Genomic DNA, 13,363 nt, shown 5'->3' with positions numbered 1-13,363 from the left:
TGAACACAAAAGCTCAGGGAAGCAAGTGATAAAGTCGTTTAAAATCCTTTGGCAAAAGGATTCATTTGAAAGAGACTTTATCACATGGCTTCTAAAGCGTTGTGATAAACCCTGCCCGAAGGCCAGGGTGAACAATAAAAGCTCAGGGAAGCAAGTGGTAAAGTCGTTTTAAACCTTTTTGCATGCTGATCTCCGTTTCGAAAGACTTTATCACTTGGCTTCCAAGAAGGGATGGAAGAAAGAAAAATCGACAAAAGTTGAAGCACTGACCAAAATTAATCAACAAAAAATATTGACAACAAAAATAAAACCTGTTAAAATAATAAGCTTGACTTGAGGCGCCGAATGTTGTAAGATAGAATTGGAAACGGTGGGAGGTTTGGGATGTTTAATGTCGGCGATAAAGTAGTCTACCCGATGCACGGGGCAGGAGTCATCGAGGATATCGAGGAACAAGAGGTCTCCGGAGAACGGGTGCGGTATTATATTATCAAGTTGCCGATGGGGGAGATGAAAGCGATGGTCCCCCTCAACAAGGTAAAAGAGGTAGGACTACGCCAAATTATCGACGAAGAAGAGATCCTGAAAGTTTTTGAAGTGCTCAAAGATAAAACCACCAGTATGCCAATTAATTGGAATCACCGGTATCGGGCCAATCTGGAGAAGATCAAGAGCGGCAGTATATTTGAAGTCGCTGAAGTAGTCCGCAATTTAGTGCTGCGGGATCGTCAGAAAGGATTGTCAACCGGCGAGAAGAAAATGTTGGAAAACGCCAGGCGGATCCTGCTGAGTGAGCTGGTTCTGGCCAAGAACGTCTCCGAAAACATGATGGCCGAAATGATCGATGATTTCTTATCCTAGAGCAAAACTTTATTTTCGCGATTGCAAGCACGGGCATAATGCCGGTGCTTTTATTTTTGTGCTTTTTTATTCATTTTGGGAACGGCGTCGTAAATTTAAGTTGGACCGAGGATAAACCGCCCAATTTTGGTCAATACTAACTAGCGGATCGACTGATGTTTCATCATATAAATTGCGAAAGAGGTGATGGGTTCGATACAATGATTAAGCATTTCTTATGGTCCCTTGGAGGGGGCGTTTCCGGGTGGTTCCTGACGGTTCTTCTGAATTCCCACCCGAACCCGGCGGCGGGGTTGTCCCTGGCAATCATCTGCGGTTTATTGAGTCTGGCATTATCGGTAAAAGGTTCGCAGTTTTTAGAGTTTGTTGTGAGTAAAAAGACCGGAGCGGAACTGACCGTGAAGAGCATGGCCTTGTTTTGCGGTTTGGCGGCGGCAGCTTTATTGGGTTCGGTCTTCCGGCCGGTCGTGGAAGTTTTGCCCTGGCAAGGACGGATGCTGGTCTTGTTTTGGGGAGTTTTGCTGACGGTCGGAGTGGTCATGACCATGACGGCGCTCAAGCTCAAGGATTTTACCGCGCTCTTTTTCGAAACGGCCGCGCCGGCCCCGCCCAAAGCGAGCCCGGGAAAGAACCAATTTAAGGTGGTGGATACCAGCGCAATTATTGACGGGCGGATCGCCGATCTTTGCAAAACCGGCTTTTTGGAAGGCGTACTGATCATTCCTACCTTTGTCCTTTCGGAACTGCAAAAAATCGCCGATTCCGCCGACCCGCTGCGCCGCAATCGCGGCCGCCGGGGCCTGGATATTTTGAATAAGATCCAGAAAGAGAATTTGGTGGCGGTGCGCATCTTCGACCGGGACTATGACGATTTGAGCGAAGTGGACACCAAACTGTTGCGCCTCTCCAGGGAACTTGAGGCGAAAGTCGTTACCAACGACTATAATCTGAACAAAGTCGCCGAACTTTACGGAGTCCAGGTGCTGAATATCAACGACTTATCCAATGCCATTAAACCGGTGGTCATTCCGGGCGAGGAGATGATGGTCCATGTATTGCGCGACGGCAAAGAACATGGCCAGGGCATCGGCTATCTGGAGGACGGCACCATGATTGTGGTGGAAGGCGGGAAAAGTTACATCGGACTCGATATCGAGATTTTAGTGACCAGCATCTTGCAGACCTCGGCGGGGCGGATGATCTTCGCCAAACCCAAAGAATATCTGGCATCGCGAATTACTTCATGAATGCTCCTTTAAGGAGCATTTTTTTTATGACATTTTGCAGGATATTTCGATTCGGGGCTGGAAAAGAAGCGGTGGTGATGATGGATGAAGAGCATTTCAAACGTGGCCGCGGTAATCCCCGCGGCGGGACTGGGGCGGCGGATGGGTTCCGGCCGGAATAAGGTATGGTTGAGTCTGAACGGCGAGCCGGTGATCGGCCATACGCTCCGTGCCTTTATGGCCGTACCGGCGGTGGCCCGGATCGTGTTGGTGGTCCATGCGGATGAGGAAGAGATATTTCGGACCTATCTGGAAAACGCCTGGCCGGACCAGGCGGGCACCCGGATTGTGCTGACGACCGGCGGCAAAGAGCGGCAGGACTCGGTCTATCGCGGCCTGCAATCATTGGAGGAGTGGCCGGAATGGTCCCGAGCCGGACGGCGGCTGGTGGCCATTCATGATGCTGCCCGGGCGCTACTCACGCCGCAGCTTTTGGAGGCGTCGCTCGCCGCCGGTTGGGAATATGGAGCGGTCGGAGTGGCCGTTCCGGTCAAGGATACCATCAAACAGGTCGACGCGGCGGGGTATGTGTCGGCCACGCCGGAGCGCGCGGCCTTACGGGCGATTCAGACGCCCCAGGTGTTTGACTTTGAAACGATTTTAGCTTGTTATAAGCGGCTCTCAGCCAGCGGCCGTTATTTCTCCGACGATTGCGGAGTGGCGGAAGCCTGCGGCGAACGGGTGAAATTGATCGAAGGCTCTTACGAAAATTTGAAGATTACGACGCCCGAGGATCTTTGGTTGGCCGAAGCGATATTGAGGAGGAGAGCGGATGCGGATCGGTCAGGGATTTGACGTTCATCAACTCGTACCGGAACGGGAGTTGATTCTAGGCGGGGTTAAAATTCCATATGAACTGGGGTTGCTCGGACATTCCGATGCCGACGTGCTGATTCACGCGATCATGGACGCCCTGCTCGGCGCCATTGGCGCCGGAGATATCGGGGTCCATTTTCCGGATACTGATCCCCGCTACCTGGGGGCGGACAGCACACAACTGCTGGGCAGCGTTCTTGAACGGGTGCGGGAATCGGGCTATGCCATCGGCAATATCGACGCCACGATCATTGCCCAGCGCCCCAAGTTCGCGGCGCATATTCCCAAGATGCGGGAGCGCCTCGCCCAAGTGATGGCCTGCGACCTTTCGGCCGTGAATATCAAGGCGACGACCACTGAAAAACTGGGCTTCACCGGCCGCGGCGAGGGCATCGCCGCGCTGGCCGTGGTATTGCTGGAGGAATGGCGGCCTTTGTAAGCTACATATTAGCGCTACGAATCTTTTTGACCAATTCCGAGGTGGAGATCCCCTCCACCAGCGGGACGAAGACCGTTTGGGCGCCGATCTCCAGGATGGCTTGGCGTTCCGGGAGGTTCTCCAGGGAATAATCGCCGCCTTTGACGTACACGTGGGGCCGGAGGGCCAGCAATAAATCGGAGGCGGTCGGCTCGTCAAAGATCGTCACGTAATCCACCGGCTTTAATGCCGAGACCAGAAGGGCGCGGTCCGTTTCCCTGACGAGCGGCCGGGTCTCTCCCTTTAACCCCCGGACCGAACGGTCGCTGTTGAGTCCGACCACCAAAAGGTCGCCGAGTTTTTTAGCCTCGCAAAAAGTGCGCAGGTGGCCGGCATGTAGCAGATCAAAGCAGCCGTTGGTCAGAACGATTTTCAGGTTTTGCCGTTGCCAGACGGCTTGGAGTTCGGGAAACTGGGCTGGGGTAATGAGCGCTTGGTTCATGGGTTCTCCTTTACAATTCGGCTGGCTGCCGCAATGACGGCCTCCGCCGGGATGGCGGCGATGGTTTTGGGATCGGGCGAGACCAATGCCCAATCCGGGTGGCGGTAAGGAAGGTATTGCGGATCGGCTTGGCGCATCAGCATCAGGGCCGGTTTTCCCAGGGCGACCGCCAGATGAAGCATGCCGGTATCTCCGCCCACCGTCAAGGTTGACAATTGCATCAATCCGGCGGTGGTCAAAAGTCCCGAACGGCCGGCTGCGGCCGGAAAACGGGCGCTCATCCCCGCCAACCGTTTCTTTTCCTCCGGTCCGCCGCCGAAGAGCACCTGCCAGCCCAGGCTGCGCCACCGTTCCGCACATTCCAGATACTTTTCCAAGGGCCAATTCTTCTTTTTGGAACTGGTAAACGGCTGAATAAAGATGGTCGCCCGACCCGCTTCCAGCCCGCAATTGGTAAATAGCTTTTCGGCCTCGGCAAGGTATTGCCGGGGCAGTTGAAATTGGTTGTCGGGCGGAAACGCTCGAAGCCCATTCGTCACCAGCAACTGACAGCCCTGGTCGACGCTGTGGAGCAGCGGATCCCTGAGGATCGCGGCGGTATAAAAAAAGCGCCGTTTGAAATGACGAACGATTCCCCAACGTTCCCGGGCCCGGCTGGCCCAGGCGATGAGGCCGGTCTCGCCGAATCCGTGGAGATCGACGGCGAGATCGAATCCTCCGGCGCGGACCGCGCGCAGCAGGCGCCAACTGTGGCGGGCGATCTTGAGCGGGTTTCCGTGGCGAAAAGCCTCGTCGTCCACGGCGATGACCTGGTCGACGGCACGGAAACCTTGCAAGAGAGCGGCATACCGTTTTTTGGTGCAATACACGATCCGGCTGCCGGGAAAGTTCATTCGGACCAGGTTGACTGCAGGCAGCGTAAAGAGAATGTCGCCGATGCCGCTATGCCGAATGAGTAAGATCCGTTCGAAATTCGCCATCCGTTTCTCAAAGTCCTCTGGGTGTTCTTAAGGGAGCGAAACCTCCCGGAGATTCTGCAATGCCGCCACCAAGGAAGGCAACCGGACCTCGGCCAGGGAAGGAAAGATCAGATTGGCCGGGCCGACCTGTTCCCGCGGGCCAATGCCGACGACCAGCATTCCGGCCTGGTGGGCGGCGCTGATTCCGGCCGCCGAGTCTTCGATGACCACTGCTTCCTCCGGAACCACTTGGAGTTGGGCGGCGGCGTGCAGGAACAGGTCCGGGGCCGGCTTGGCCCGTTCGACCATGCTGGAATTGACGATGGCCGCGAAACGTTCGGCGATCCCCAGCCGCTCCAGAATGCATTGGGTATTCCGGCTGGACGAGGCGACTGCAATCTTGAGGCCGCTTTCCGCCAGTTCGTCCAGAAACTCCCGGACTCCGGGCAACAGGTCGGCTGCGGTCATGCCGGCGACCAGCTCCAGAAAGAGCTGGTTCTTGCGTTCATAGAGATATCGGAAATGCTCCGGAGAGACTTTCCGGTGATACCGGTCCAGCAGCAACTGCAGGGAATCCTCGCGGGAGAGTCCCAGTAAATCCCGGTTGTCCGCCGCGGTAAACGGGATATCCTCGGCTGCGCAGAGCTTTTTCCAGGATTGATAATGATATTCGACCGTATCGGTGATTACGCCGTCCATGTCGAAGAGGAACGCCTTGATTTGCCGTGAAATTCCAGACACCTCATTTTGTTGATATTTTTTATCTTACCGGTTCCCTTTATGCGCGCCGCGTCGAGCCTGCACATGGTAATTGCCGAGAAACGCGCATTAGTTTTAGGTTGATTCGGCATTTTTTCCGTGATTTCCTGCCCAAATAACTGCTTTAAGACCATGAATTGGTATTTTTCTATTTGCTGCTACTTGAAACATTACAAAAGCAGGTGTATGATCGGGTAAGTAACGGATTATGTTTCGGTATTGCATCCGGTTGACTGAATCGATAGGACGAAATCACGAAAGCAGGAAGGAACATGCGCGGATGATTGAGATCGACGATGCCGGCGGCGGTTGTTTTATCGGTCCCGAGGTTCTGGTCATTCATCATCTGGAGACGGGGTCGGCCCGCTTCCTTTATATCCCGCCGCAGGTTGAGAATCGGATATCGTTTGCAACCGAACTCTTAAAAGCCGCCTTTACGGAACTTGCCATCACCAACCAGGAACCGATTCAGTTATGCCGCGGCGAAATCTTCGATAAGTTTCAGGAGCATCTTGAGCAGCGCGGGTATCACGTGATCCGCCAGAAAGTCTCATCCGCCACCGATAGCCTGGCGGAGGCCGAGTTTATGGAGGTTCTGTATGCGCACGGTTTGCCGCGGAATATCAAGTTGCGCAATCGGAACTATCAAGAACTCTATGAGATGGTGGGATTCTGGTATTTCAGCCAGCGGAAGCGTTCGTTGCGGGGCTTGCTAAAGACCCGGCTCCGGCCGCCCTACCGGCTCAAACACGTCACGGAGCGGTATCCCAACCTTTTTCGGATGCTTTTTCAGGAAGAAGCGGCGGGATGACAAATTTTTATTCATTGCCAAACACGACCGGGTTTTTACCCGGTCGTGTTTTGGTAATCGGTTTTTCGAGGAATCCATCCGCTTATTACCGCGCCAAAATCACTTGAACCCCTTTTCCTAGAATGAAGCCCACCTCGTCCCGGGAAGCGTTTTCATCCGAGATCAAGCAGTCGATCTCCGTTATATCGGCGAATTTAGCCAGGCAGCTGACGCCCAACTTTTCGTAGCCCACCATCAAAATCCGTTGTTTGGAGTTTCGACAGAACGCCTTTTTTACTTCGGCATCGATCTCATCAGGAACCGTGGCTCCGCTTTCGCTATCAAAACCTTGCGCCCCGATAAACGCTTTATCGACATTGAATTTTTGCAGAAAATCGATGGTCAACGGCCCTAAAAAACCGGCTGATTTCGGGTCATAGACGCCTGGCGCCATGATTAATTTAATCTTTGAGTTGGTCTGCAACAAATTACTAACTACCAAAGAGTTGGTAATGACGGTGACCTTTTTCGCTTGAAGATGCTTCGCCAGCTGCATCGTGGTGGTTCCGCAATCGATGAAAAGAGAATCCCCGTTTTGCACGAGGTCCGCCGCAGCCAGCCCCATCTTATTTTTGGCTTCCGTCATTTGCCCGTATTTTAAGGAAAAACTCGGTTCAATGGCAGTACCCTCATTGAGATACGCTCCGCCGTAATTGGTCGTGACGATGCCCTGCTTTTCAAGCATCGCCAAGTCTCTGCGAATGGTCATGGTGGAAACGCCAAAGCGATTGGCCAGCTCATTCACTTCCACTGATTTTTTCTCCACCAGTAGATTAAAGATTTTGATTCTTCTCTCGGCAGTCGGCACGGGAACGCCGTCCTTTCTCAAACGCTGGATGGGGTCTTTGCTCATTGTATCATGCAAAGCAACAAAAGTAAACATGAGTTATGGGATTACAGCGTACGGGAACGATCCGTGTGATCGTTTTTTCGATGGAGCAAAATCCAATCGTTCAAACACTAAATACAAACCTATTCGCTGATTTCAGGATAGTCTGCCAGAATGAATACAACAAAATAAAACAAAAATAATTGACTAATGATGTTGCTTTTATTATAATCAATTTGGGAGCGGCGAAGTGATCGTATATTTCAAAACGGCGGAGATTAAGAGAAAGCCGGAAAGGAGAAGCACGGATGAAGTTCAAAAACTGCGGCGCGGAGCTATTCGTGCCGGACCGGGAGCCGGTTCCGGAGGCGATCGGGCGGACCACTCACATGGCGATCGCAGCCCATCAGGATGATCTGGAGATCATGGCTTATCACGGGATATTGCAATGTTTTGCCAAAGCGGATCAATGGTTTATGGGAGTAGTGGTAGGGGATGGTTCCGGCAGCGCCAGGGCTAATTTGTATGCGGAATATTGTGACGAAGCCATGCGCCGGGTGAGACGGGCGGAACAAAAGAAAGCCGCCTACGTGGGAGAATATGGCGCTTTGGCTTTATTGGATTATCCCAGCTGTCAAGTGAAAGACTCTATGAACTGCGATATTCTCGAGGAATTAAGCGAAATCGTCGCGGCAGCCCGGCCGGAAGTTATCTATACCCATAATCTGGCGGATAAGCATGATACCCATGTCAGTGTGGCCTTGCGGACGATCCAGGCCTTGCGGCGGTTGCCCGAAGCCCTCCGTCCCGAACGGATCTACGGGTGTGAAGTATGGCGCGGGTTGGACTGGATGAATGATGAAGACAAGGTGATGTTCGATGTTAGTTCGCGTCCCAATCTCGCTGCGGCGCTGATTGGGGTCCATGATTCCCAAATCGGCGGCGGTAAACGCTATGATCTGGCGACGGCCGGCCGCAGATTGGCCAATGCGACCTACTTGGAAGCTCACGGCGTGGATGAAGCCTCGGCGTACATTTGGGGCATGAATTTGAAACCTTTAGTGGATAACCCGGCGTTGGACATCGATGCTTATGTGCAAGATTACATCCGCCGCTTCAGCCTGGATGTTTCCGAGCGGCTGATGCGGCTGCTGAAGACTGAATAAAGGAATTCCAATACCATTGCAAAGGAGTGGGTTTTATGCTGGGACAGAAAATGATAGCGGAGGATTGGAATCAGGAATCCTACCAACGGGTCACGAAAGTCCGCGACGATCTGATGCGGACGGTTCCGAGCATCTGTCCGGAACGGGCGTTGTTGATCACCGAGTCCTTTCGGGAGACGGAAGGGGAACCGATGATCATACGCCGGGCCAAAGCGCTCGCCCAGATTTTGAACGGCATGAGCATTTATATCGAAGAGGACCAGCTGATCGTCGGGAATCAGGCTAGCGCCGGAAGGGCGGCGCCCATCTTTCCCGAATATTCCATCGCCTGGGTCATCGCTGAGCTGGATCAGTTTGAGCGGCGAACCGGCGATGTCTTCACCATCTCGGATGAAACCAAGCGGAAACTTCGCGACATCTACGGCGATTGGCGGGGCCGGACCCACCAGGACGAGGTGCTGCGGAACATTTCGGCAATCAATAAGCTGGCCGAAGAGCAGAATGTGATCCATCGCGGCGGCATCAGCATGTCCGGCGACGGACATATCATTCCCAATCACGATAAGTTATTGGCTCAGGGGTACGGTGGAGTGATGCGCCAGGCCCAAGCGAAGCTGGGGAATGGGGATCTGGAGCCGTCGCAACGCCATTTCTACCAGGCGTCGGTTATCGCATTGCAAGCGGCCAGCCAATTTGTGCGAAGATATGCGCAAAAAGCGCTGGAGTTGGCAAAAACTGCGACCAATCCGCACCGGCAGCGGGAGTTGGCGCAGATCGCGGAGATCTGCGCGGGCGGCCTGGAGAAAGCGCCGCAGTCGTTCCATGAAGCGTTGCTGTTGGTCTATTTCACCCATCTGGTCATGATGATCGAGAGCAACGGCCATTCCTTCTCATTCGGCAGATTCGATCAATACATGTACCCTTTTTATCAGCGGGACATCGAGCGCGGGGTGCTCACCGACGAGCAGGCCTTGGAACTGATCGCCCTGTTTTTCATCAAGCTGAACAGCCTGAATAAAGTACGCCCCTGGGATCATACCGAATTTGGCGTCGGATACCCGCTCTACTCCAACCTGATGGTCGGAGGGATGAAAGCGGACGGCAGCGACGGGACCAACGAATTATCCTACCTCTGTTTGCGGGCCATGGCCTTATCGCGCTTGCCCGAGCCGAACTTGTCGGTACGTTACTGGGAAGGAACTCCGAAAGAATTATTGTGGGAGGCGGCCCGGCTGATCCGGGAGAGGTTCGGCATGCCGTCGCTGTTTGCTGATGAGACTGTCATCGCAACCTTGCGCTCCATCGGCATTCCCGAGACAGTCGCCAGAGATTACGCCTCCATGGGCTGCGTGGAGGTGGCGATTCCCGGAAGATGGGGCCACCGGGCCACCGGGATGACCTATATGAATTTCGGCAAGATCCTGGAACTATTGTTGAATAACGGGGTGGATCCGCGGACCGGGATTCAGTTGATCTCGGTGAACGGCCGGAAGGAAAGCCAGGTTGACTTCGGTTCCTATGAGGAACTATGGGAGGGTTGGCGCAAATTCTTGAAATTCTATACCGACCTGGCGGTGGAGAGCGATTATGTCTGCGACCGTTCGCTGAAGCTCTTTGACGCCGATCCGTTCGCTTCCTCATTGATTGACTGCTGCATCGAACGGGGCAAGACTTTGAAGGAGGGCGGGGCGGAATATGACTTTGTCAGCCATTCCACCATCGGAACGACGGTGGTCGGAGATTCGTTGGCCGCGCTGAAAAAACTGGTATTTGACGATCAATTGGTAACGTTCCCCGAATTGAAAGCGGCATTGGACCAGAATTGGCAGGGCGAAAAGAACGCCCGGATCCGGCGGCTCGCCTTGAACGCGCCGAAATTCGGCAATGACCGGGATGAAGCCGACCGGATCGTGGCCGATGTTTACCGCTCCTATCTGGATTTGCTGCCATCCTACCGGAATGAAAGGGATGGCAGCGGGCCGATCGGTTGCGGGTATACCATGTCCACCTCCAACATTTCTTCCTATGTTCCCTACGGAATGGATGTCGGAGCGACCCCCGACGGCCGTCTGGCCGGGAAGCCGTTGAACGAAGGCGCTTCCCCTTGCTTGGGCGCGGACCGCGAAGGGCCGACCGCCGTGGCCAAGTCCGTGTCGAAGCTGCCGAACTCGCGGATGGCCGGCGGGCAACTGCTCAATATGAAGTTTTCCCCCGAGGCTTTGGCCGATGATGGCAATCTGGATAAATTCGTCTCATTCATCGAAGCCAGCCGCCGGTTGGGCAACTTTCACCTGCAGTTTAACGTCGTCGATTCGGCGACCTTGCGGGCTGCCAGGCGGAATCCGGAACAGTATCCCAATCTGATGGTGCGGGTCGCCGGGTACTGCGCGCTTTTCACTTCCCTGATACCCGAGGTCCAGGAGGCGATCATTGAGCGGACGGAACATCATGGCTTCTGAGCATGACAACGTTACCGGAGTTATCTCGGCGATTCAGAAGTATTCGACCAAGGACGGTCCAGGCATCCGGGACACGGTATTTTTGAAAGGCTGTTCCTTGCGGTGCGGCTGGTGTTCCAATCCGGAATTGATCCATCCGGCGCCGGAGATGTTTCAGCGTCCGGAGCTCTGCATCGGTTGCGGCGCTTGCCTGGCGGCCTGCCCCCGGGGAGCGTTGACCCGGCCGGCGGAGGCGATCCGGCTGGACCGGAATTCCTGCGATGGCTGCGGCCGGTGCGCCGCAGTCTGCCCCGCCGGAGTCTATGAAAGCGTCGGGCAGCGGCTGACAGTGGCCGAAGCATTGGCCGAACTCCTGAAAGACCGGGTTTTTTATGAAACATCCGGGGGCGGCGTCACGTTTTCCGGGGGCGAGCCGCTCTTGCAACCGGAGTTCGTGGGGGAGTTGGCCCGCAGGCTGCAAGAGAAACATATCCATACCGCCGTGGAGACCGCCGGATTGGCGCCGTGGTCGAACTTTGCCGGGGTCCTCGGTGCGATCGACCTGGTTTTGTACGACATCAAGCTGATGGGGAGCGAAAAACACCGCCAGTATACCGGCGCTGCGAATGAATTCATCCTGGAGAATGCCTTGAAGATCGCGGAGCGGGGCATTCCCATGATCGCGCGGTTGGTGGTGATCCCGGGCGTCAATGACGGGGAAGCCGAATTCCGGGATCGCCTGGAGTTTGTCAAGCGCCTGGCTACCGTCGAACAGGTGGACATCCTGGGATATCACCGCTACGGGCTGGGGAAATATACGAAACTGGGCCGGGAATATCCTCTGCCGGAACTCGCGGAGCCGGCGGAGGGGGAACTGAAAAAAATGAAACTCATTGCCGAAGCGTATGGCTTCCGGACCACCCTCGGCGGTTCATAAAGCGATACGAGTCAGGGAGGAATTGGGATGCACGTGTTTATCAAAAAAGATTATCAGGAGCTGTCCCGGGCGGCTGCGGCGATGGTTGCCGCAGCCATCCGGGAGCGGCCGGATCTGGTGGCCGCGCTGCCGACGGGCGGCACTCCGGTGGGGATGCTCCGGGAGTTGGTGCGGTTGCATCAAACGGAGGGTTTGGACTTCTCCAAGGCGAGAATACTGAATATTGATGAGTATGTTCCCTTGGGACCCGACCATCCGCAAAGTTATTATCGTTATTTACAGGAATTTTTGTATCAGAACGTGAATATCAACCAAACCAACACATTTGTGCCGGATGTCCGGGCGGCGGATCTGCAAGCGGCCTGCGCCGCCTATGATCAGCGCATCGCCGGGCTCGGCGGCATCGATCTGATGGTCCTGGGAATCGGCGGCGACGGGCATATCGGTTTCAATGAACCCGCCGCGGAACTGAGCGCCGACACCCATGTGGCGGATCTCAGCGCGGAGACGATCCGGGACAATTCCCGCTTCTTCGAGACCGTGGCCGAGGTCCCCCGGCAAGCGGCCACGATGGGGGTCGGAGTGATTCTGCAAGCGCGGAAAATCCTCCTTTTGGCCAGCGGCCGAAGCAAGGGGGCCGTCATCAACCGGCTGCTGACCCAGCGGACCGTCACGCCGCACTTTCCTGCCTCGCTGCTGTTGCTCCACCGGGACGTAACGGTGATGGTGGATGAAGCGGCGGCCGCTGCGGAGATTGAAGGTGCAAACGAGCCCACCCCAGTAATAAACGAAAGGAAGTTGAGCGGATGATATACTTACTGGACACCGCCAATCCGGAGTTGATCCGGAAAGCCCATGAGATTTACCCTTTGGCCGGGGTTACCACCAATCCCACCATTATCGCCAGGGAGAAGAACGAGTTTCTAAAGATTATCCAAGCGATCCGGGCGGTCATCGGAGCAGAAAGGATGCTCCATGTCCAGGTAGTCGGCAGGGAGGCCGAGCGGATGGCGCGGGAAGCGGAGTATCTGGCCGGGAGCGTCGGGGGCGATCTCTATATTAAGATCCCGGTGACCCCCGAAGGCCTGAAGGCCATCAAGCTGTTGAAGCCGCGTGGCTTTAAGCTGACCGCCACCGCGGTCTTCACTCCCCAGCAGGCACTGCTGGCGGCGGTGGCCGGCGCCGATTTCGTCGCGCCCTATGTGAACCGGTTGGACAACAGCGGCGGCGACGGCGCCCAGGTCGTCGCGGCCATCCGGAAGCTGTTCGACAGTTACGGTTTGCCGACCCGGATTTTGGCGGCATCTTTCAAAAACGCGCGGCAAGTCCACGAGGCCGCTTTGAGCGGCGCTCACGCCGTGACCGTGAATCCGGAGACGCTGGATGCGTTATTGCAGCATCCCTTGACCGATTGGAGCGTCGAACAGTTCATTCGCGACTGGGAAGGGGTTTACGCCAAGGGCAAGTGCACCGATGAAGTGAAATAGCCTTCGACAGCTTTTGCCATCAGTAGCTTGAATGCCCCTAATGTGAAGCAGCCTC

Annotated in this window: 14 protein-coding genes; 10 read left to right on the top strand and 4 right to left on the bottom strand. The window is 55.2% G+C overall.

Annotated elements, in window-relative coordinates; genetic code table 11:
- Positions 1-384 precede the first annotated feature (384 nt).
- From EDC14_RS17470 to ispF, 4 genes are all read left to right on the top strand, one after another.
- Entirely contained in the window at positions 385-861 is a 477-nt protein-coding gene (locus tag EDC14_RS17470) for a CarD family transcriptional regulator (RefSeq protein ID WP_132015598.1), read from the top strand.
- Positions 862-1,061: 200 nt separating this feature from the next.
- Positions 1,062-2,108, top strand: a complete 1,047-nt coding sequence (locus EDC14_RS17465; RefSeq protein WP_165908100.1) for a PIN/TRAM domain-containing protein — start codon at positions 1,062-1,064, stop codon at positions 2,106-2,108.
- An 84-nt stretch (positions 2,109-2,192) separates the two neighbouring features.
- On the top strand, positions 2,193-2,942 hold the full coding sequence (gene ispD, locus EDC14_RS17460) for a 2-C-methyl-D-erythritol 4-phosphate cytidylyltransferase (protein WP_132015596.1): 750 nt from the start codon (positions 2,193-2,195) through the stop codon (positions 2,940-2,942).
- Positions 2,920-3,402 (top strand): 2-C-methyl-D-erythritol 2,4-cyclodiphosphate synthase, encoded by a 483-nt coding sequence (gene ispF / locus EDC14_RS17455; protein ID WP_132015595.1) that lies wholly within the window; start codon positions 2,920-2,922, stop codon positions 3,400-3,402. The genes ispD and ispF overlap by 23 nt, the downstream gene beginning before the upstream one ends.
- Position 3,403: 1 nt before the next feature.
- Here the strand turns inward: ispF and EDC14_RS17450 are convergent, their stop codons facing one another.
- Genes EDC14_RS17450 through pgmB form a run of 3 tightly spaced genes read right to left on the bottom strand, consistent with a single transcriptional unit; the run spans position 3,404 to position 5,583 of the window.
- Positions 3,404-3,883, bottom strand: a complete 480-nt coding sequence (locus EDC14_RS17450; protein ID WP_132015594.1) for an adenylyltransferase/cytidyltransferase family protein — start codon at positions 3,881-3,883, stop codon at positions 3,404-3,406.
- Positions 3,880-4,863 carry a glycosyltransferase family 9 protein gene (locus EDC14_RS17445; RefSeq protein ID WP_132015593.1) on the bottom strand — a complete coding sequence of 328 codons (984 nt, stop codon included), beginning with the start codon at positions 4,861-4,863 and terminating at the stop codon, positions 3,880-3,882. The genes EDC14_RS17450 and EDC14_RS17445 overlap by 4 nt, the downstream gene beginning before the upstream one ends.
- 27 nt (positions 4,864-4,890) lie before the next feature.
- Positions 4,891-5,583, bottom strand: a complete 693-nt coding sequence (gene pgmB, locus EDC14_RS17440) for a beta-phosphoglucomutase (protein WP_279388778.1) — start codon at positions 5,581-5,583, stop codon at positions 4,891-4,893.
- A 298-nt stretch (positions 5,584-5,881) separates the two neighbouring features.
- On the opposite strand from pgmB, the gene EDC14_RS17435 reads away from it, so the two are divergent.
- Complete coding sequence (locus EDC14_RS17435) at positions 5,882-6,412, top strand: hypothetical protein (RefSeq protein WP_132015591.1); 531 nt, start codon at positions 5,882-5,884, stop codon at positions 6,410-6,412.
- Between the two features lie 85 nt (positions 6,413-6,497).
- Here the strand turns inward: EDC14_RS17435 and EDC14_RS17430 are convergent, their stop codons facing one another.
- Positions 6,498-7,304 (bottom strand): DeoR/GlpR family DNA-binding transcription regulator, encoded by an 807-nt coding sequence (locus EDC14_RS17430; RefSeq protein WP_165908099.1) that lies wholly within the window; start codon positions 7,302-7,304, stop codon positions 6,498-6,500.
- 284 nt (positions 7,305-7,588) lie between these two features.
- Here EDC14_RS17430 and EDC14_RS17425 point away from each other — a divergent pair, with 284 nt between their 5' ends.
- Genes EDC14_RS17425 through EDC14_RS17405 form a run of 5 tightly spaced genes read left to right on the top strand, consistent with a single transcriptional unit; the run spans position 7,589 to position 13,308 of the window.
- The gene (locus tag EDC14_RS17425; protein WP_132015589.1) at positions 7,589-8,446 is read left to right on the top strand and encodes a PIG-L deacetylase family protein; all 858 of its coding nucleotides are present in this window, start codon (positions 7,589-7,591) and stop codon (positions 8,444-8,446) included.
- Between the two features lie 35 nt (positions 8,447-8,481).
- Positions 8,482-10,905: a glycyl radical protein gene (locus EDC14_RS17420; RefSeq protein ID WP_132015588.1), complete on the top strand. Its 2,424-nt coding sequence runs from the start codon at positions 8,482-8,484 to the stop codon at positions 10,903-10,905.
- Positions 10,877-11,821, top strand: coding sequence for a glycyl-radical enzyme activating protein (locus EDC14_RS17415; protein ID WP_132015587.1), 945 nt, complete (start codon positions 10,877-10,879; stop codon positions 11,819-11,821). Before EDC14_RS17420 ends, EDC14_RS17415 begins: the two co-directional genes overlap by 29 nt.
- 27 nt (positions 11,822-11,848) lie before the next feature.
- Entirely contained in the window at positions 11,849-12,631 is a 783-nt protein-coding gene (nagB, locus tag EDC14_RS17410) for a glucosamine-6-phosphate deaminase (protein WP_132015586.1), read from the top strand.
- On the top strand, positions 12,628-13,308 hold the full coding sequence (locus EDC14_RS17405) for a fructose-6-phosphate aldolase (RefSeq protein WP_132015585.1): 681 nt from the start codon (positions 12,628-12,630) through the stop codon (positions 13,306-13,308). The genes nagB and EDC14_RS17405 overlap by 4 nt, the downstream gene beginning before the upstream one ends.
- Positions 13,309-13,363: the final 55 nt, after the last annotated feature.

Origin of the sequence: Hydrogenispora ethanolica (genome assembly GCF_004340685.1) — a bacterium.
Classification (GTDB): Bacteria; Bacillota; UBA4882; order UBA8346; family UBA8346; genus Hydrogenispora; species Hydrogenispora ethanolica.
This window is presented reverse-complemented; position numbering and strand designations above follow the sequence as displayed.